General features: G+C 44.1%; 17 protein-coding genes. 9 read left to right on the plus strand and 8 right to left on the minus strand.

The window, feature by feature from the left end; all coding sequences use genetic code 11:
- Positions 1-4: 4 nt before the first annotated feature.
- The 8 genes from IS446_RS01790 to IS446_RS01825 all read right to left on the minus strand — a co-directional run bounded on the left by IS446_RS01790 (position 5) and on the right by IS446_RS01825 (position 8,353).
- Positions 5-1,249 carry a TolC family protein gene (locus tag IS446_RS01790; protein WP_203057892.1) on the minus strand — a complete coding sequence of 415 codons (1,245 nt, stop codon included), beginning with the start codon at positions 1,247-1,249 and terminating at the stop codon, positions 5-7.
- Entirely contained in the window at positions 1,246-4,965 is a 3,720-nt protein-coding gene (locus tag IS446_RS01795; protein ID WP_203057894.1) for an efflux RND transporter permease subunit, read from the minus strand. The genes IS446_RS01790 and IS446_RS01795 overlap by 4 nt, the downstream gene beginning before the upstream one ends.
- An 82-nt stretch (positions 4,966-5,047) precedes the next feature.
- Positions 5,048-5,464 (minus strand): HYC_CC_PP family protein, encoded by a 417-nt coding sequence (locus IS446_RS01800; protein WP_449619085.1) that lies wholly within the window; start codon positions 5,462-5,464, stop codon positions 5,048-5,050.
- Between the two features lie 108 nt (positions 5,465-5,572).
- Positions 5,573-5,905, minus strand: coding sequence for a hypothetical protein (locus tag IS446_RS01805; protein ID WP_203057898.1), 333 nt, complete (start codon positions 5,903-5,905; stop codon positions 5,573-5,575).
- Positions 5,906-6,180: 275 nt separating this feature from the next.
- Positions 6,181-6,924 (minus strand): NYN domain-containing protein, encoded by a 744-nt coding sequence (locus IS446_RS01810; RefSeq protein WP_203057900.1) that lies wholly within the window; start codon positions 6,922-6,924, stop codon positions 6,181-6,183.
- Positions 6,925-7,119 (minus strand): 30S ribosomal protein S21, encoded by a 195-nt coding sequence (gene rpsU / locus IS446_RS01815; protein ID WP_203057902.1) that lies wholly within the window; start codon positions 7,117-7,119, stop codon positions 6,925-6,927. It abuts the gene before it with no gap.
- Between the two features lie 72 nt (positions 7,120-7,191).
- Positions 7,192-7,386 (minus strand): cold-shock protein, encoded by a 195-nt coding sequence (locus IS446_RS01820; protein WP_203057904.1) that lies wholly within the window; start codon positions 7,384-7,386, stop codon positions 7,192-7,194.
- 325 nt (positions 7,387-7,711) lie between these two features.
- Positions 7,712-8,353: an outer membrane beta-barrel protein gene (locus IS446_RS01825; RefSeq protein ID WP_203057906.1), complete on the minus strand. Its 642-nt coding sequence runs from the start codon at positions 8,351-8,353 to the stop codon at positions 7,712-7,714.
- Between the two features lie 428 nt (positions 8,354-8,781).
- Here IS446_RS01825 and IS446_RS01830 point away from each other — a divergent pair, with 428 nt between their 5' ends.
- The 9 genes from IS446_RS01830 (at position 8,782) to IS446_RS01870 (ending at position 19,690) form a co-directional block, all read left to right on the plus strand.
- Positions 8,782-9,570 carry a response regulator transcription factor gene (locus IS446_RS01830; protein ID WP_203057908.1) on the plus strand — a complete coding sequence of 263 codons (789 nt, stop codon included), beginning with the start codon at positions 8,782-8,784 and terminating at the stop codon, positions 9,568-9,570.
- Between the two features lie 350 nt (positions 9,571-9,920).
- Positions 9,921-11,024 carry a serine hydrolase domain-containing protein gene (locus IS446_RS01835; protein WP_203057910.1) on the plus strand — a complete coding sequence of 368 codons (1,104 nt, stop codon included), beginning with the start codon at positions 9,921-9,923 and terminating at the stop codon, positions 11,022-11,024.
- On the plus strand, positions 11,021-11,737 hold the full coding sequence (locus IS446_RS01840; RefSeq protein ID WP_203057912.1) for a DUF6624 domain-containing protein: 717 nt from the start codon (positions 11,021-11,023) through the stop codon (positions 11,735-11,737). Before IS446_RS01835 ends, IS446_RS01840 begins: the two co-directional genes overlap by 4 nt.
- 76 nt (positions 11,738-11,813) lie before the next feature.
- On the plus strand, positions 11,814-13,454 hold the full coding sequence (locus IS446_RS01845; RefSeq protein WP_203057914.1) for an ABC-F family ATP-binding cassette domain-containing protein: 1,641 nt from the start codon (positions 11,814-11,816) through the stop codon (positions 13,452-13,454).
- A gap of 184 nt (positions 13,455-13,638) precedes the next feature.
- Positions 13,639-15,387: a Na/Pi cotransporter family protein gene (locus IS446_RS01850; RefSeq protein ID WP_235996372.1), complete on the plus strand. Its 1,749-nt coding sequence runs from the start codon at positions 13,639-13,641 to the stop codon at positions 15,385-15,387.
- 1,142 nt (positions 15,388-16,529) lie between these two features.
- A complete protein-coding gene (locus tag IS446_RS01855; protein ID WP_203057924.1) occupies positions 16,530-17,108 on the plus strand; it encodes a hypothetical protein in 579 nt (192 codons plus the stop codon).
- 215 nt (positions 17,109-17,323) lie between these two features.
- A complete protein-coding gene (locus IS446_RS01860) occupies positions 17,324-18,589 on the plus strand; it encodes a MutS-related protein (RefSeq protein ID WP_203057918.1) in 1,266 nt (421 codons plus the stop codon).
- Positions 18,590-18,750: 161 nt separating this feature from the next.
- The gene (locus IS446_RS01865) at positions 18,751-19,179 is read left to right on the plus strand and encodes a hypothetical protein (RefSeq protein ID WP_203057920.1); all 429 of its coding nucleotides are present in this window, start codon (positions 18,751-18,753) and stop codon (positions 19,177-19,179) included.
- Positions 19,180-19,345: 166 nt separating this feature from the next.
- Entirely contained in the window at positions 19,346-19,690 is a 345-nt protein-coding gene (locus IS446_RS01870; protein WP_203057922.1) for a hypothetical protein, read from the plus strand.
- Positions 19,691-20,427: the final 737 nt, after the last annotated feature.

Genomic DNA, 20,427 nt, shown 5'->3' on the forward strand with positions numbered 1-20,427 from the left:
TTACTTATTTACTTAAATAATTTACGGTTAATAATTGTTGATAGTAAGTATTTATTTCCTTTTGAATGTTGAGTTCCAGGTCCAGCTGTAGCTCAAGTATCTCGAGGAGCTCGGTCATACGTATGGATCCCGTTTGAAAGCGTTGCTTCATGATAGCGAGTACCTTATTGGTCTCCCCGATGTTCTTTAGGGCGGTTTCTACGTTTAGTCGTGCTGCCCTGGTTTTCTCTGTGGCATTGCTTAGCAGGGTTTGCAGCTGGTTGATACGTTCCTGCTTTTCGAGTTCCAGTTTTTGTTTTTGCAGTTCGGTCTGGCGATCTACAGAACGGTACTTTTTGTTAAAGATGGGAATCGATAGGGAGACCATGGGCATAATGATATCCTTTCCGTTATCTGATAGTTGTACATCGGTTCGTTCAGCTACGGGAATATAATCCAGTCCTATCCCCAGGTTAGGGCTGCCTTCCTTGCGGTTAAGTGCTTCCATCTGCACAACCGATTCATAGAGTTGATCGTATTTAAGTAACTCCGGGTGGACCGCCGAAATTTCATAGGGCCTGTCAAGGTCTTCAGGGAGCAGGGTCAAGGTATCGGGAAGTGCGATATGCTGTTCCGGTGATGTCCCTATAAGGTTTATAAAATTCACCTCGGTAGCGTTGTGTCGGGTTTCGAGGATCGCTTTTTTGTTCTTTAATTCGTTTTCGCGTATTTGTAATTTTAGTACATCGGCAATTCCTGCATTACCACTTTCCACGGCGGCCAGTATCACCTGCCTGTAGGCTTCCAGCAGAGCCAGCTGATCGTCAATAACCTCCTGTTGCGCCTTAAGGGTGTACAGGTTGTAGTATGCCGCCGAAAGGTCTTTTACCAGTTGGCGTTTCAGGATGGCAATGTTCTGGTATTCGGCCTCAGCCATCGAGGAGGCATAATGCTCACGGGAGGTAATGCTTCCGAACCACGGGATCATTTGTTTTACGGAAAACTTCGCCTTTTGGGCTCCGGTTCTGGTTTCCGGTTCACTTACAAAGTATCCAAAACCAAATTCAGTATTGGGCAGGGTTTGCACCTCTTCCTGCTTTTCCTTGCTTATTTCATACTGCAACCTGGATGCTTCCAGGCGCGGATTATGGGTCATGGCAAGGGCAATATAATCCTCGAGGTGGCCTTCCTGGGCGTAGGCGGCTGTCGCATGGATCATGCAGCATGCCAGCACAGGGATAAGTGATCTTATGATGCGATTATTTTTCATGCGTTCTTTCTTTTTAGTTGCTGTTCTTTAACCATACTAAAGATCACAGGGACCACAAACAGGGTGATCAGGGCAATGGTCATTCCTCCAAATGCCGGGATGGCCATAGGGATCATGATATCGCTTCCGCGTCCTGTGGATGTAAGGATCGGGATCAATGCCAGCAGGGTAGTGGCTGTGGTCATCAGGCAGGGGCGGATACGCTTTTCTCCGGCCTGAACTACCGAGTTTCTAATGCTTTCTACGGTATCGGGTTCATTCTGCTCAAACGTTTGGGTAAGGTAGGTTGCCATAACCACCCCATCGTCTGTAGCGATCCCGAAGAGGGCAATAAATCCAACCCACACAGCAACACTGAGATTGATGGTTTTGATATTGAATAGTTCCCTGAACTGAATGCCAAAAAGTTCGAAGTTCATGAACCACCCTTGTCCGTAAAGCCAGATCATGATAAATCCGCCGGAAAAAGCAACTGCAATACCGGTGAACACCATAAGCGAAGTACCTACCGATCTGAACTGGAAATACAGGATCAAAAAGATGATGAGCAGTGATAGGGGGACCACCAGCATAAGCGTCTTTTCGGCTCTGAGCTGATTTTCATAGGTGCCGGTGAACTGGAAATTGATGCCGGAAGGAACGGTAAGCGCTCCTGAGTCGATATGTTCGCGAATTACTTTTTGGGCATCTTCGACCACATCGACCTCTGCATAGCCGTCGAGTTTATCAAACAATACATAGCCCACGAGGAAGGTATCTTCACTTTTGATCATTTGCGGACCTTTCTCATAGCGAATTGCTGCAACTTCACTAAGCGGGATCTCCCCACCTCCGGGTAAGGGCAGGAGAATGCCTTCAAGGGTTCCCGGATCGTTGCGTAGTTCACGCGGATAGCGCACGCGTACCCCATAACGCTCGCGGCCTTCGACGGTTTGTGTAAGGGTCATTCCACCCACAACAACTTCAAGCGTTTGCTGTACGGTTTCAATATGAAGTCCGTAACGGGCCAGTTTCTCCCTGTCGAGATCGATAAGAAGGTATGGCTTTCCAACGATACGGTCTGCAAATACGGCTTCTGTCTTTACTCCCGGGGTTTGGCGTAGTAGGCGTTCGAGTTCCATCCCAAAGGCTTCTATCTTCGCGAGGTCCTGCCCTTTGATCTTGATACCCATGGGTGCGCGCATTCCGGTTTGTAGCATCACCAATCGTGTTTCAATGGGTTGCAGTTTTGGGGCTGAGGTCACCCCGGGAAGTTTGGTCACACGAACGATCTCATTCCAGATGTCATCGGGCGATTGTATCGAGGGCCTCCAGTTTCTGTAGTATTCACCCGAATTATCGGGGATAAGGTCCTGATGTTCTACCGGGAATTCTGAAGGGATCACCTCCGGTGTGTTGCTCAGGTTTGGATTTATGGTAGTGCCCCCGAGCTTCAGTACAAACTTACCTTGTTCATCGATGCGGTAGCGTTGTTTGTTCCCTTCTTCATTTTCCATATACTCAGGAGCATAGAGAATTACGTTTTCGTACATGGAAAGGGGCGCTGGATCCAATGCGCTTTCTGTGCGTCCTGCCTTTCCAACGACCGTTTCGATCTCGGGAATGGAGGCCACCGCCATGTCCAGTTGTTGCAAGACCCTTTTGTTCTCAGCTACTCCCGAATGGGGCAGGGAGGTTGGCATCAGGAGGAAGGAACCTTCGTTAAGGGCCGGCATGAATTCTTTACCCGTATTTTTCCAGATACCTATCCCCAGGGCGATCAGGGTGGCGGGCAGAAGCAGGAAAAGGAACTTATTCCTGAGGGTCCACCGCAGCATTTGCACATAATACCTTTTGAAAAGCGTAAAGATGCCCAATAGTCCGAAACAGATCACCGAAACAAACAACAAATTAGGCAGGAAAGAGCGGTTGAAGCCCAGAGGGCGCCAATAAGAAGCCAAAAGGCTAATGATCGCCAGGACCACCAATAAGGTTCTTAGTTGCACCGTTTGTTTTGGAGTGATCTTTCCGTAGATCCCTAAATAGTTGATTACCGGAAATAGGATCAGGATGACTCCGGAGTAATATCCCATCCAAATGGCGAAACCTCCTAAGAGCAGCAGTAGTACATTCACCCCTGTTCTCAGGAGTTTTGAGGTGTTTCGCTTTCTGAACAATATGGCCGCAAATGGAGGGATCAGGAACAAAGTGATCAGGATCGAAGCGGTAAGGGCCATGGTCTTGGTGAATGCTAATGGCCGAAATAGTTTTCCTTCGGCTCCGATCATGGTGAATACGGGTATAAAGCTAATGATGGTCGTTAGTACAGCGGTAATGATGGCTCCGGAAACTTCTACCGTAGCATGGTATACGGTGGTGTTTACCGGAGTGTTCGATGTGTCTTCATCCAGGTGGCGGATAATATTTTCAGAGAGGATCACTCCAACATCGACCATGGTACCTATGGCAATGGCAATTCCCGACAGGGCCACGATATTGGCATCGACATCAAAGAGCTTCATGGCTATAAAGACCATTAGCACGGCAATAGGCAATAAACCGGAGATGAGTACACTTGCCCTGAGGTTGTATACCATGATAATGATCACCAGGATCGTGATCAGGATCTCGAAGGTGAGGGCTTCATTTAGTGTGTTAAGCGTTTCTTCAATAAGCTCTGTACGATCGTAAAAGGGGACAATAGTGAGCTTGGACACCCTACCGTCTTTTAGTTCTTTGGATGGGAGGCCATCCTTGAGTTCTGCGATCCTGTCCTTTACGTTATTGATCACCTCCATAGGGTTAGCGCCATATCTGGCGACGACGGCACCTCCAACCACCTCGGCACCCTCCTTGTCCAGAATTCCTCTTCGTTCGGCAGGACCCATGCTCACCCTGGCAATATCGGCAATGCGCACCGGGGTATAATCGTAATTGGCCACTACGGTATTTTCCAGATCTTCTATAGAGCGAACGTACCCCAGCCCTCTGACCAGGTATTCGGCCTGGTTGATCTCTATGGTTTGGGCCCCTACATCGCGATTGGTCTTTTTTACGGACTGAACCAGCTGATTCAGATCGATCTGATACTGTCGCATGAGTTCCGGGTCCAGGTCGATCTGGTATTCCTGAACATAACCTCCTATGGAACTAACTTCTGATACTCCTGAGGCAGCAGAAAGCGCATATTTAACGTAGTAATCCTGTATGCTACGCAGTTCATTGAGATCCCATCCTCCGGTGGGGTTGCCTTGCTCGTCTCTTCCTTCGAGCGTATACCAGAAGATCTGTCCAAGTCCGGTAGCATCGGGGCCCAGGGTCGGGCTCACCCCGTCGGGGAGTAATCCGGAAGGGAGGGAATTTAGTTTTTCCAGAATTCTGGAGCGACTCCAGTAGAATTCCACATCCTCTTCAAAAATGATATAGATACTGGAAAATCCGAACATGGAGGAACTCCTGATGGTACGTACACCGGGAATTCCCAATAGGGAAGTGGTAAGCGGGTAGGTTACCTGGTCCTGGATGTCTTGTGGTGAGCGGCCCGGCCATTTGGAAAAAACGATCTGTTGGTTCTCTCCAATGTCGGGAATAGCATCTACGGCTACAGGGTCGTTAGGGAGAAGCGGATTTTCCCAGTTAAAAGGCGCCACCATGATTCCCCATCCGGTAAGGATCACCAGAAGGATAACAGCAATAAGTTTGTTCTCTATGAGAAATTTTATGATGCGGTTGAGCATAAGGTCTTGATGTGTTTTTTAGACAATAGAAAAAGACAGCACATTTTTTGAATGCACCTGTCCGGGTTGCTAAAAAAACAGATCAAATAAGGTAGGTCTCGTAGATCACGGGAAGGTCTTTGGTGATCAACGGCGGACTGTAGTCCGGGAATACAAACACCCGGGGAGTCTCTTCGGTAAAAAGCATTTGGTAGCTAACTGCGAAGGAGGCAACAACCATTTTAAGGTCTTCAGGAGACCATTGGGTTGAAGGTTTCACTTCATCCTGACCCTTGATGGCGATATGCTCATCCTGGCAGCAGGCGCTATTTGTGATCTGGAGGTCCTGATCAAGATCTGTTGCATACATATCCATACCGCAGGTGCTGGCGGGAAGTACAACAGATACATCAACCAGCATATCCATACAATAATGTTTATTGATGGCGAAAGACATGGTAGACAGGAGTACTACCATGGCCATGAGGATCGCTGATATTTTTGTGAAAAAGGCCTTCATTACAGCTCAAAAATACAATTCTTTTTGAAACTGCGAACTTAATGTTGTGAAAGTGCTGTTGATCAGCGTGATCGGATCAAAGAGTCCGGGTAGGGTTTTGAACGCTTCTTAGAGGGCTCCTTCCCAGCAGATATTGGCTTTGTCTACTTCGGCAATTGTCTTGTAATGATTAAAGGTAGCCTCATCTATCGCTACTTCAGACTTAACACCTGTTGCATCGTGCTCGAGTGTGGCCGTATACTCGCAGGAGTCGGTCCCGCATTGAAAGCTGAGTCCGGCAAGGTAATATTCACAGGCGGCATCATTTTCCATGGTGTCTTCAGTTTTGCTGCAGGAAGAAAGGAATAAGGAGGCCACAGCAGTAAGGCAAAGAATTGATTTGGATAGGTTGGGGATGTTCATGGCAGTAAAATTTAAAAATTTGGGTACTGCAATAAACATAATTCCCCGCTTTTTGTAAACTTTTTCGGGATAAAATTGGAATGGGGAATGGGGAATGGGGAATGGGGAAAGGGAATGGGGAATCGACTAAGAAAGTCCGATAGTCTTGGCAGGCCTATGGGAATTTAACATTTTTACGATTCAGCGATTTTGCAAATCTTCGTACCCTCGTACCCTCGTACCCTCGTACCCTCGTACCCTCGTACCCTCGTACCCTCGTACCCTCGTACCCTCGTACCCTCGTACCCTCGTACCCTCGTATCATCGTACCCTCGTCACTTCGTATTCCTCACAAATACTAAATTCTTATTGCCTTTGGGATTCTTTCTGATCTCCACCTGGAATTGAGGGATCGATTTAATAAGGGGTGTGAGTTTGGCGAATCCGTAGTTTCGAGAGTCGAAATTGGGTTGCTTCTTTTGAAGCAAGGCGCCTACTTCTCCTAAGAATGCCCATCCTTCATCGTCTTCAAGGTCGGCGATGGTATTGGCAATAAAGCGAATCACCTTTGCATTGATCTTGTCGATCCTGCCGTTAGAAGCACGCTCTGTAGTTTCTTTCTGCGGGTCGTTTTCCGGAGCTTCATGAAGGATCTCCAGGTAAATGAACCTGTCACAGGATGCGATAAAAGGTTCGGGAGTTTTCTTCTCTCCGATACCAAAAACGGTCATTCCGGCTTCACGGAGCCTGATGGCCAGGCGGGTAAAATCGCTGTCACTGGATACGAGGCAGAATCCGTTGACCTTGCCCGAATACAGAATATCCATGGCATCAATGATCATAGCCGAATCTGTAGCATTCTTACCGCGGGTGTACCCGTATTGCTGAACCGGAGAAATGGCGTTCTCAAGCAGCACCTTCTTCCATTTGCCCAGACTGGGTTTCGTCCAATCGCCATAGATACGCTTCAGGGTAGGATTACCGTATTTAGCGATCTCCTGAAGCATTTCTTTGACATAGGTAGAAGGGACATTATCGCCGTCAATGAGAACGGCCAAATTGAGGTCTGCAATATGCATTTACTCCTCGTTGCGTCTTTCGTACTCCAGCTTGTATTTAGCTTTAGCAAGTTCTACCCTGCGTGCAGCAGACGGCTTTGTAAATTGTTGTCTTTCCCTGAGATTCTGGATCTGCTTGGTCTTTCTAACCTTTTGCTTGTAACGCTTTAACGCGCGATCGATGTGTTCTCCGGGTTTCAGGTTTATAATAAGCATATATTAATGGTTTTTAATATGAGTAAAATCGAAAGGTGAGGTCTTCACTTCACCTTTCAAAATTCAATAAATTTAGTCTAAGATCTCTACGTTAATAGCGTTGATCCCTTTCTTACCTCTTTCAGTTTCATATTGAACACGGTCATTGTCTGCGATCTCGTCAATAAGACCTGAGGCATGTACAAATACGTCTTCTCCACCATCTTCAGGGGTAATAAAACCAAATCCTTTTGTTCTGTTAAAGAACTTTACTGTTCCTTCTTTCATGTGTATGTTATATAAAATATATTAAGGCACGGCCTTAAGGATGAAGTCAACCTCCAATGGGGTTGGTTTCAGCTTAGGTCGTTTAAAAGCAAAAAATAAAAAAAGGAAATAATTGATCTGGTAGGAAAAAAGATTTCTTAATCTGATTAGATCTTCTGCTATCTGGGCGCAAAGTAACGACATTCACACTGCAATTACTAATAATCAGCGTGAATACTTTAAAACTTCTCTTTTTAAGGGGGGTGATTACCGGTTGATTACATGGATTGTTTACCCTGTGTGCCGCCTGTCTTCAGGCATATCCCGACGGCTGATCCCCGACAGGCTATTTTAGTTTGAATACCAATCCTCCCCCAAGCGAGAACTGGTAAATGGTGGAATAGGTGCTGATATTGGTTCCTATACCTCCAGTGCCAATATAGATCCCGCCGCCAACGGCTTCGACTACAGAGATCAGGGTGGCCTGGAAGCGGAGAGCTACTGCTTCGGTAAGCCATAGATTGGCACCCCCTCGTATTTGCCAGGCGAACTTGGTTTCTGAATCACCGGAAAATTCCGGGCTTTTTGCACTGAAGATCCCCATACCGAGACCGCCCCCTACAAAGGGTTCAAGTTGCGGATTCACGGGAAAATACCGGGTGCTGTTGAACATGATGTAGTTCATGGCCAGGTCAAGATCTGTAAATTGTACTGGCTCGTTGCGGTTAATACGATAGGTGAGTGGAACATTAGTGTCCTGACGCAGGTATTGCAGCTCCAGCGCCGTTTTTCCCTGGATGAGGTATTCGGCACCTGCACCCCAGCGAAACCCGTCTTCAATGCGTCCCTGGTAATATCCGCCATTCACAAAGTTTTCGTTGAACTTGTCTTTGAAAACATAATCTCCGTAAGCGTTAATTCGAATTTCCTGAGCAGTCGTAATTCCGCTAATGAGGAGGATAAAAAGAAGTGTTAGAATATTTCTCATCGTTGCTTTTTTTTTGGTCCCGGGATGCTTATTCTCGGGAACATACAGTTAGAATGATGAATTTAATGTACTTATAATAAGGTAGATATACGCTCTTTTGCAGGGATAAGTCTATTAATATCGGTGAATTGTTAGATGGGTATCCGGTTGTATGAAGTTAAGGTCTGCCCATATAAAAAAAGTCTGCCAGACAACTAAATTGCCGAACAGACTTTTGAGGTTCCCCCAAACCTATTTTTTTCAAGATGGAAAGCGTATTGTTTCCGATCTTTATATGCGAAACAGTGAGTTTTTTAGAAGTAATTTACCCGCTGTTTTGATCTTTCAGGAAATAGGATATAAACTTATAGACTATTATCTTTATTTCATATAACCATTTTTGGGTATATTGCTGATAATTATTAAATAGACTGCGAAAAATAATCTATATGAAATCTTCAGAGATCATCCAGTTCTGGGAATCTAAGTATTCCACAGTGGAGGTCGCACAAAGCAACTTTAACCTTCAGCCCTTCTTGCATGGGTTCCTCTCGGCCTTTAGTCCGGGGCACTCCTATCATTACGTAGCCAACTTTAAGAATCTGGAACTGAAATTCGTATCCGATACCGTTATAGACTTTACAGGGGTCTCTAAGGAGAAGGTCACTTTTCATGACCTGCTGGCTGTGGCGGACGATGATCAGCATGAAATGATCAAATTGAAAGAACAGGTAACCTATGACTTTTACTTTAACTACCTCAGTTTGGAGGAACGTAAGAAATTCAAGGTGGTCTATCTTTATAAAATGCACGACCCCGAAGGGCGTTCCCGAATTATATTGGCCCAAGCATTACCCTTAAGTCTCGATGAGGATGGAAATCTGGAGAATGTACTCAGCGTGCATACCGATGTAAGTTATCTTTGTGTACAGCCCGATAATTCGGTGTCCTACTTTAGCCTTGATGGACGAAAATCTTATGTCAACATCAATACCGCACAGGGTAAGTTCGATCCGGATGCGCAACCCTCCCGTAATTTACTCGATGTGCTCACCCCCAGGGAAAAGGAGATCGTATCCTTGCTCGCTAAGGGACTCAGCTCAAAAGAGATCTCGGGGCAGCTTCATGTTTCTGTTCACACCGTGAACAAGCACCGCAAGAACATTCTGGCAAAGACTCAGTGTGCCAATACGTCTGAATTGGTGGGGCATTGTATCATGGCCGGATTGCTGGTGTAGGTACGACCACTTCCGCTTTATGATTATGCCACAGACGGATGGGTGAATTAGATACTGCTGGATCTGTTGGCAAAAAGTCGTTTTGAAGCTGATGCCGGAATCACCGAAAACAAAGAGCGTAAGGGAGGCAATTTTACCTGTTCGCCAAGATATCACAAGCTCTGATCACCAGCCTGATCCATTTGTCATCTAAGGCGGTTGCCGGGAAGATCATAATAATGCTAAATGCACAATTGTCTCTTATCATCGATGAGTTGGCATAGGGAAGGAAAGAACAAAGTATTGTTAAATACCTCCAGGCCTAATATCGCTACATGGAGAATGATTACCTTTCCATACCAATCGATCAAATGAATCTAAATCGCATTCAACTTCTTACCGGAATTGTATTTCTGAGTTCTTTGTTAATCCGGGCACAAGTTCGCGATCAGTCCCACCTGGAGAGTATTATTGACACCAAACTACAAAAACACATCAGGCTTTTTCCACCTCAAACTGAGGTAGCCTTGGGAATGATCTGTGGCGGGAAGGTTACTTTTAAAGGAATCCGGATGGGCATTGAGCGTCTTGAGGCAATTGAAAATTCAGAAAGTGTTTTTGAAATAGGATCGGTAACTAAGGTGTTTACTTCGGCCTTATTGGCCCATGAGGTGCTCGATGGAAGATTACATCTGGACGATCGTATTGACTTACACCTGCAGAAACCTTTGGCGGGAGACACCAAGATCACCTTTCTGCAGCTGGCCAATCATACCTCTGGTCTGCCGCGTTCTCCATCTAATTACGATCTTTCCAAAATACCGGAGAATCCATATAGGGACTTTAGCGAACAACTTCTTGAAGATTACCTGTTTAAGCACATCGATCTCGATCCCGATCACTCACCTTCCTATGCATACTCCAATTTAGGCATGGGGATTCTGGGGTATGTGTTGTCCAGGCTTGAAGATGCTCCCTACGAGCAGCTGCTCCAAACGAAAATTTTTTCGCCATACCATATGGAACGATCTGTTTTGGATGCCGGTCGTGTTGAACGTTTTATGGTAGAAGGCCGGGATCTTTATGGACAGCCCACACGGCACTGGGAGCTTTCTGCACTGGCGGGTGCAGGGGCCATCCTGTCTACGGTGAATGACCTCACTAAATTTATGCAGGCGCATTTTGATCCGGATCAGAAGGCCCTGGCCCTGACCAGGGAACCTACATATACCCTTGACCATATCTCTGATGTTGGCCTGGGGTGGGAGATCATTAAGAGGAGATCCGGAGACACCTGGTATAAGCACAGCGGACGCACGGGAGGCTATACAGCGATCATGATCATGGATGTGGCCCAAAAGAACGGAATTGTTATCCTATCGAATGTTTCCGGGTATCACCCCCGTCATGGAACGATATTTGATCTTGGGTTCGAACTCATGAACAACCTGAAACCAAAAACAAAACACCAATGAAAATAATTTTAATGGCCATTACGGCCATATGCCTGGCCGTTACCTCCTGTGGTACCGAGGGCGGAAGTCAGCCAAAACAAAAGCCGGTAACAGAGATCCACGAAATGAAAACCTTTACCGTAGACCTGGTGGCACAACTGGATAGCATCTGGATCGCTGAACAAGGCCCTTTAAGAAAACGGGATGCCATGTTTAAAAAATACGGAGCCGATTCTGAACAATACGCCAAATACCAGGCCATTTATGAAAGGAATCATGTTGTAAATGAAGCCAAGATCAAAAAGATCCTGGCCGATGGGTGGCCGGAACTACAGGTGATAGGAGACATGGGCAACCGCACCATCTGCAATGTCTTACAGCATTCCGACTACGAGACCCGCATGGCATACCTCCCGCTAATGAAGCAGGCGGTAAAAGACGGGCAATTAAGTGCGCCGCTTTTGGTAAGGGCCGAAGACCGTCTGGCCACCGACAGGGGTGAATTACAGATCTATGGGGGGCAGATAAAATACGATCCCGAAACAAAAAGTCTCGAGCTTTGGCCGGTGTTAGACCCTGAAAATATCGACAAGCGCAGGGCTGCTGTGGGATTGGGGCCTATTGCTGAATTCCTGAAGGAACGGTTTGATCTTGAATGGAACCTCGAGGAACAATTGCAGCGAACGGAGGCGTTCGTCAAAGCGAAAGAAAAGGCAGCCCTGAAAAGTAATTAAGGCAGGGAACACCTTTTTGTAACCACATAGAATCTTTATTTTCTATTATCTTTGCGCCTTCTAAAAAACGGAGCAGATGATCACCATAGATGGATTGGCAGTAGAATTTGGAGGAACCACCTTGTTTAGTGATGTTTCCTTTTCGATCAATGAAAAAGACAAGATCGCCCTTATGGGGAAGAACGGGGCGGGGAAGTCGACCCTGCTCAAGATCATTGCCGGGGTGAATAAGCCTACCCGCGGACAAGTTTCTGCGCCCAAAGAAGCGGTGATCGCCTACTTGCCACAACATTTGCTCACTACAGACGACGCTACCGTTTTTGAAGAGACTTCCAAGGCCTTTGCTTCCCTCTTTAAAATGAAGGAGGAGATCGATGCCCTCAATGAAGAGCTTACCGTGCGTACCGATTACGAGAGCGACGAGTATATGAAGCTCATCGAAAAGGTCACCGAACTCAGTGAAAAATACTATTCGATCGAAGAGGTGAACTACGAGGCTGAGGTCGAACAGGTGTTGCTCGGACTCGGATTCCTGCGTGAAGATTTTACAAGGCCTACTTCAGAATTTAGTGGAGGATGGCGCATGCGTATCGAGCTGGCCAAGATCCTCCTGCAAAAGCCGGACCTGATCCTGCTGGATGAGCCTACCAACCACATGGATATTGAGAGTATTCAATGGCTGGAAGACTTTCTGGTGAACCAGGCGAAGGCAGTAATGGTGATCTCCCATGACCGTGCCTTTGTCGATAATATCACCACACGAACCATTGAGGTGACCATGGGGCGCATCTATGATTATAAGGCGAAGTATTCCCATTACCTGGAACTGCGTAAAGATCGCCGCGCACATCAGCAAAAGGCCTATGAGGAGCAGCAAAAGATGATCGCCGAAACCAAAGAGTTCATCGAGCGTTTTAAGGGGACCTACTCCAAAACCCTTCAGGTTCAATCGCGGGTAAAGATGCTCGAAAAATTGGAATTGGTAGAGGTGGATGAGGTTGATACTTCGGCCCTCAACTTAAAATTCCCTCCTGCACCCCGAGCCGGTAAATACCCGGTAGTGGTAGAAGATCTCACCAAGTCCTACGAGGATCATCTGGTGTTCAAGAATGCCAATATGGTGATCGAACGCGGACAAAAAGTGGCCTTCGTGGGAAGAAACGGAGAAGGGAAATCGACCATGATCAAGGCTATCATGAATGAGATCGATTTTCAGGGGAACCTGGAAGTGGGCCACAATGTGAAGATCGGCTACTTTGCCCAGAATCAGGCTTCCTTACTCGATGAATCCCTGACGGTATTCGAAACCATAGACCGCATTGCCGAGGGCGATATCCGCACCAAGATCAAGGATATTCTCGGGGCTTTTATGTTTGGTGGCGATAACAGTACCAAGAAGGTGAAAGTCCTTTCCGGGGGAGAGAAGACCCGTCTGGCGATGATCAAACTCCTGCTCGAACCGGTAAACCTGCTCATTCTCGATGAGCCTACGAACCACCTCGATATGAAAACAAAGGATATCATCAAAGAGGCCCTGCAGGACTTCGACGGCACCCTTATTCTGGTGTCTCACGACCGTGATTTCTTATCCGGACTTGCAACCAAGGTGTTTGAATTTGGGAATAAGCGGGTGAAGGAGCACTTCGAAGATATTAATGGTTTCCTGGAGCTTAAAAAGATGGAGAATCTAAGAGAGATCGAAAGGAAGAACGCCTAGAGAAGATCTGCTTCAGTTCGTCATTTACCATGGGGGTATTTTCGAAATTCCGTCAGGGAAGTTGTAATTACTTGGTATTATAAGTACTTTAATTGCAAATTCTTATGGATTAAGGTGCGCATTGCATCCCTGACGCCAGTCTTCGATGATTAGGAAATGGATTTTCTATATACTGCTCATTGTTTTGGCCGTTTTATTGTTTGTATACCCAAACTTTGAAACGATCGGAGCCGGTATTGCCATTCTGCTTTTTGGCATGATCATGCTGGAAGAGGGGTTTAAAGCCTTTGCCAAAGGTCCGCTGCGCAAAATCCTTAAAAAGACCACCAATAAACTGTATAAAAGCATTACAGCCGGTGCTTTGGTCACCGCCATCATGCAATCCAGTTCCTTGGTGTCGGTGATCGCTATTTCCTTTATCAGTGCCGGACTCATAAGTCTGAGTGGTGGTATGGGGCTCATTTTTGGTGCTAATATCGGTACCACAGCCACAGCCTGGCTGGTGGCTGTTTTTGGTCTGAAAGTAAAAATATCGGCCCTGTCCATGCCCTTGTTGGTGTTTGGTATCGTGTTTTCATTTCAGAAAAAAGATACCTTTCGGGGCTTTGGAAATATCCTTGCCGGTTTGGGATTTTTCTTCCTCGGGATCCATTACATGAAGGAAGGTTTTGATGCCTTTAAAGCGTATACAGACCTGACCCAATACGCCATTTCCGGGTTTTCCGGGATCGTGGTATTTACCCTCCTAGGAATCCTCATTACCACCATACTACAGTCGAGCAGTGCTACCATGGCTTTGATCCTCACCGCCCTTGCTGCCGGGCAAATAGAATATGAGAACGCCTTGTCGCTTGCTATAGGAGCTAATATCGGTACAACGATCACTGCGGTCATAGGTTCCATAGGGACTAATACTGCAGGAAGACGACTGGCAGGGGCGCATTTGATTTTTAATCTGGTCACGGGGATCTTCGCACTATCCCTGATCTATCCGCTGGCCCATTTGGTAGATTATCTTTCGAGGGTTACGGGTATAGCCGATGATAATTATACCCTTAAACTGGCATTGTTTCATACCATATTCAATGTGATGGGGGTGCTTATCATGCTGCCGCTCATGAAGATCACTGGGCGGTTGCTGGAACGCCTTATAAAAGACCGGGAGGATAAGGCCATAGAAAGGCCCAAATACCTCAATAAAAGTATCCTTGAGTTCCCGGGCACTGCTATCACCGCCTTGATCGATGAGTCGAAATACCTTTTTGAGAATGCTGTTTTTGAAATTCTTACCCACGCTTTAAATATTCGCAGAACGAATATCAAATCTGACCTGAAACCTAAGGAAGTCGTGAATGTCTCCACTGAGGATTTTAACATCGACGTTCGAAAACTGTATTACAAAAAGATGAAGACCATTTACGGAGAGATCCTCCGTTATGCCACTACCGCCCAGAGTAAACTGGAGATGGGTGAAGGGCAAAGCGACAGGATCGCAGAGCTCATTGTCGCCAACCGGAAAATGGTGGAGATCATAAAAGCGGCCTTTGAAATTGGTAAGAATGTCTCTCTTTTTCATGATTCAGAAAACCCATATATCGTTAAGGAATACGATAAGTTTCGTAAAAAGATCGTGACTGTACTGCGCAGTATTTATAAGTTCAGAACAGACGAAAATAGGGAGCGTTACCATGCCAAGCTTATCGCCCTTAAAGAAGAAGCGAGAAAGGATCGATACCTGGCTAATAAAAGTATCAATAAGCTTATTCGAAACGATCTGATCGATGCCGAGATGGCCTCTTCCCTGGTGAACGATAAAGACAATCTGAATCTGATCATCAAGAATCTTATTTCTGTGGCCGAACTCCTCTACAGTGAAAAAGATTCACTTTTAGAAAGTGAGGTAGAAGGCAACCACGATATCGAAGTTTCATAACCCATACCTCCCTTGGCCAAGGCCTGATTTTTAATTCCTTACGACATAAATTATTTTTAGGCCATCTATCCGTTATTTAGCGTGTCACTTTTATAGTGTAAGTGAGTTTTCTTCCAACTTCGCTCAAGCGAGCTTAACTTAGTATTATGACCTCGATATTCCGAGGACGTCCTCGTCCCTGGTTGTAAGTTTATGAATAGAATGAGAGTATTCACTGCTTTGTGTTCGTGATCTCCACAGCCATCAAGGCTGTCAAACTAATGAAGGGAATAGATGAAATCATTTGGATATGGGTGACCAAAATCTATGGCAACATTTTTGGGTCCCGATTTGCCCCCGATATAACAATTTTTCTGCCAAAAATGGATCGATCTAGGAAAGGGAGATTACCTGCGTCGCTGGGCTCCTCAGTGTTCTCCAGTGACACCAATCCTGCAATTACAAACCCAGCCAAAGGCTTTGCTTTTGTCGGTTTTGTGTTTCCATCCGCCGAGCTCAAGCAAGCTTGGCTCATCGTCTGAAAACACAAAACCCCACAGCTTTCGCTGCGGGGTTTGTGAGTGATTGTGGAGTCGGGGAGATTCGAACAAAATCCGTAATCGTACTGTTTATAGGGCTTCCGGGAGGAGGTGATTTTCATACTCCCGAATTGCCACCTTTTTAACATAGTTTAACATTCTACGATTTAAATTATATGATTTTGCCCCTATATACGGTATGATTTCATGGGTTAGCTAGGTATTGTAAAATGTTCGATCCGTGGTTCAATTATTAAATTTTAACCGAATTTCAACCCCCTAATCTTCCATAACTAACCTATGAAATGCCTGTACTAAAATGTTACTATAAACATCGAAAAGTTGTAGTAAGATAGAATATAGGACGGCTTCAATGTTTATTGGGGTTAAGCGGAATCTGTAGTAATGCGTAACATGCCTTGGCGTGTTACCCTCTCGCTATTCCGCCTCTTTTTATACTAAGATGTTTAAGAAAAGGAGGGAAGAACCTTTGAATAATAGCATATATAAACTATATTCGATACAACGTAAGTGATAGTGTTTTACCTCTGGATTTAGGGAGATATAAACCACAAAACTAATTATATAAACAAGTTGGCAACAAGCCTGAAAAAATTCATTAATTTGAAAATCAATCGAACATATTTAAAAGGAAAGTCAATATTCATCATTTCGCTCATAGTTATAGCTATTACAATTTTGACTGTTTACATCACTGGAATTAATTATAACAGAAGTTTGACTGCTAATCTTTACATTTCACTTAGTATTATTGCTTCTGTTCTTTTCCTTTTCATTACCTATGGACTTTATAAAGGCATAGGATTAGTGGATAACTATCCGAAATTTAGAAACTTTAAAAGCGGTGATTTATTTTCACAAACCGGCGACCTTCCAGATCTTCCAAGTATTAGTGTTGGTGACGGAATAGGTGGGCTTTTGTTATCAATTCTTCTATGGATCGGCATGACAATTATTTTCATTTTTTTATTAATCGCCTTGGAAGCAGTTTTTTGGTTTTCCCTATTCATAATTTTAGCAATGCTCTATTGGGTATTCTTTAGGGCTCTGAAACTAGTTTTCAATAAATCGCAAGCGACAAAAGGTGATATTAGTACTTCAGCTTTTTACGCCTTGACCTATACTGTGCTATATACCGGATGGATATTCGGAATTGTATATTTGACGGAAATAATAAAATAAAGCCAGTTGCCAACAATGGCTATAAGCCATGGCTTACTTCTTACAAGTTTCGACTATTTTCCTATATTTAAATTCATAACTAATATGAGCCTGGCAACACAGTGGCTCGAGCCCGGCAAGAGGTAATGGCCAACGATCGGCTCGATCCACTCACCCACCACGGCTCATAGCCTAACCGTTACCTGCAAGCTTGAAAACACCATCCCGAATAAGAAATGAATAATCTTAATGACTTAAATATTAACCAGGAAATTTTGCCCTTATTCGATTTTTCGTTGAACGTATTTGCGAAAAATAAAATTCTTGAGATACTTCAAACACCATTAAAGTCGACAGAAGAAATAACTGAACGTCAAAATATATTACAAGGGTATGCCCTAAATAGTGAAATCTTAAAGGACTACTCTTACACGGTTTTATATTTAAATGAAGTTTATTATTTCCTCAATGAGGAAGAAATAGATGATCTTTCGCAAAAAAAACTTAGTTACATATTGTTTGGATCAAAACAAGCAAAAACAAGATATGTAAGTAAGTTCAATCAATTGATTCTTTTTTTCCATCGCCTGGAATCAAAGTATTTTACCAGGTTAAAATTAGAGGCTTTCCCAAATGAATACGCTTCAAGTATTAAAGCAATATTGCAGTTCTTATCTCATTTCAAACTTCATAAATATGAGGCTCTTGTTCGAGATAATGGATTAAAGGACAGACACATAATTGAACTAACTCAAATAATCAATACGATAAGGGAAAAGGAATTGCTAATACCTTTTTGGGAAGATTTCTTTCTGTTCGAAGCCTACTTGTCAATTAATGTCGGTATAAAAAAACACAATTTCTCATATCCAACCTTTATACAAGGACAGATCAAGCTCCATAATTTCTATCATCCATTATTGGAGAATCCCGTCAAAAATAACCTTGAAACGAGTAGTAACGTAATTGTATTGAACGGCCCGAATATGTCTGGAAAATCAACCTTTCTTAAGGCTGTTGCTTTATGTATCTATTTTGGTCATTTAGGAATTGGTATACCTGCATCAAAAGGAGAGATCCCCTTTTGTGATTGCTTTTCCATTGAGATAAACAGAAGAGATGATATTTTAAATGGTTACAGTCATTTTATGACTGAAATTCTGAACTTGAAAAGGGTAGTTGAACAAGCATCAAGAGAAAAAAGATGCTTTGCTGTTTTTGATGAGCTTTTTAGTGGGACTAATATAGAGGATGGTTTTGAAATTTGTAAAACAACAATAAACGGATTGACCAAATTCGACAATTCATACTTCTTCATTTCTACTCATATTCAAGACCTGAAACAAGTTTCAAACGGGAAAATAGAAAACTATTACATCAATTGTGAATTGATTGAAAATAAGCCAACTTTTACTTATCAACTAAAAAAAGGTTGGTCAGATATAAAAGTTGGCCGAATTTTATTTGAAAAGGAAGGGTTAAATTTAATGTTGAAAAAGTAAAGCCAGCAGGTAACACTGGCTATATCTCATGGCTAGTTTCTTACTCCAAAAAATAATAAATTCATGAACTCAACCAGGCTTTCCGTCTCCGTCGGACACAGCATTAAAAACGCCCGCCACGAGCCATAGCCTGACCGTTGTAGCTAATCTTAAAAAAACACATGAAAAACATCCTACTTACTTTCATTGTCTTGATTCTTTGCCAAAATATTTCAGCACAGATAGACCCTCAAAAAACATCTCAGTTAATAGAAGAAAATACAGATTACGATAAAATTGACAGTATCGCTAAAGTTCTAAATCTTAAAGGAGGTGATAAAATTAGAGTCTACACTAATTTCCAAATAGATAGTACTGGTAAATTGAAAGTACTTAAGGTTAGGGCACCACATAAAGCCTTTGAAGAAGAAGCAATAAAACTATTAAATATGGTTCCTACATTAGACCCACCGAAAAGTAAAAGTGGTGAGTTTATAGGTCCAGTAACCTTCTCCATGCCTATTGTCTTTGTAATTGAGACTGAAAAACAAAAAAAGAAAAGATTAAAAAGGGAAGCACTTAAAACAGAAAAGGAAGTAAAAAAAGACTAGCTACAACATCGGCTATATCTCATGGCTAGTGTAGTACTTCTAAAAAAGAAAAAAATATTCATGAACCCAACCAGGCTATTCGTTTCCATTGGACGCATTAATCAACCCGCCCGCCACGAGCAATAGCCTGACCGTTATGTGTAAGTTTTAAAAACACCCCAACTCAATGTCTGAAACATTTATTTTAAGAAATAAGCCAGAATTAAAAATTGTCTTGAAAGAAAACGGCATTGAAATTTTCGACGCATATGATTCCATCAATAGCGATAAATACCATTACAGCCAGATTAAAAATGTAACCTATCATGAACCAAAACCCAGCTGGTTCCTTTCTACCTTTAGTTGGCTGATCGACATTCTGATAAATACCAGCTCAGGTAAAAAATACAACAGTAAGCCTTACCTAAAATTCCAATTAATAAATAAGACGTTTAAAATCTGGCTTCTTGAGTCCGATCTAGAGAAATCAAAAGCCTTAACAGAACTCATAAAAAACAAAACCTACACATAACATATGTGTATAAAGCCATTGCTCCCTTCCTACTTCATTTAGAATATTTTCTTAGATTAGTCTGCAGAACCAAAATGAACCAACCCGTCACAGCGGCTCAAGCTCTGCCAGCGCCAAAGGCCAACGCGCAAAAGCTTGATCCGCCCAACCGCAACGGTTCATACACTGACCGTTGGGATGCAATTTAACGCGCTTTCAACGTGTTTTGTTCGGAAGTACAGTGGCCTTACGGCCAGGAGTCGTAGGGGTATCGCAAGGGCGCGGATCGCCTATGATGGCCTTTGGTAAACCAAGTCGTGTTCGAAGCGGAGCCGTCGAGCGAAGCTCGATCGGTAACGAGACGTTACCCGACTTGTAGAAGATAACGGAATTATGGCAAAGGGCCAAGAATAACAGCGGACTCGCTTTCTTTTGCGATGAACACCAAATGGACTGTCCTCCCCGCCCTGCAACGGCCTAATAGCCGAAGCTATAAGGCATACCAGGACGGTTCCTTCCCTAAAAAGGAGAAATCGGTTAAACTCCGTTTATCCATTGGGGAAAACATAAAAAAACAAGTCCCAGGGTTTGGGAAAGGAGCCAGAGAAAAGAAAACCCAAGGATAAACTGCACCCAACAACGGCTAGGACCCCATGCCTAGAGTAGGGTCTGGGGATTCCTTAAGGGATGCGAAACGAACTAAGTAAAACCTAAACCATCATAGAACGGGTTCAGGCACGGTGCCTAGCCCGGTCGTT

This window comes from Robertkochia sediminum (assembly GCF_016786255.1).
GTDB classification, from domain to species: domain Bacteria; phylum Bacteroidota; class Bacteroidia; order Flavobacteriales; family Flavobacteriaceae; genus Robertkochia; species Robertkochia sediminum.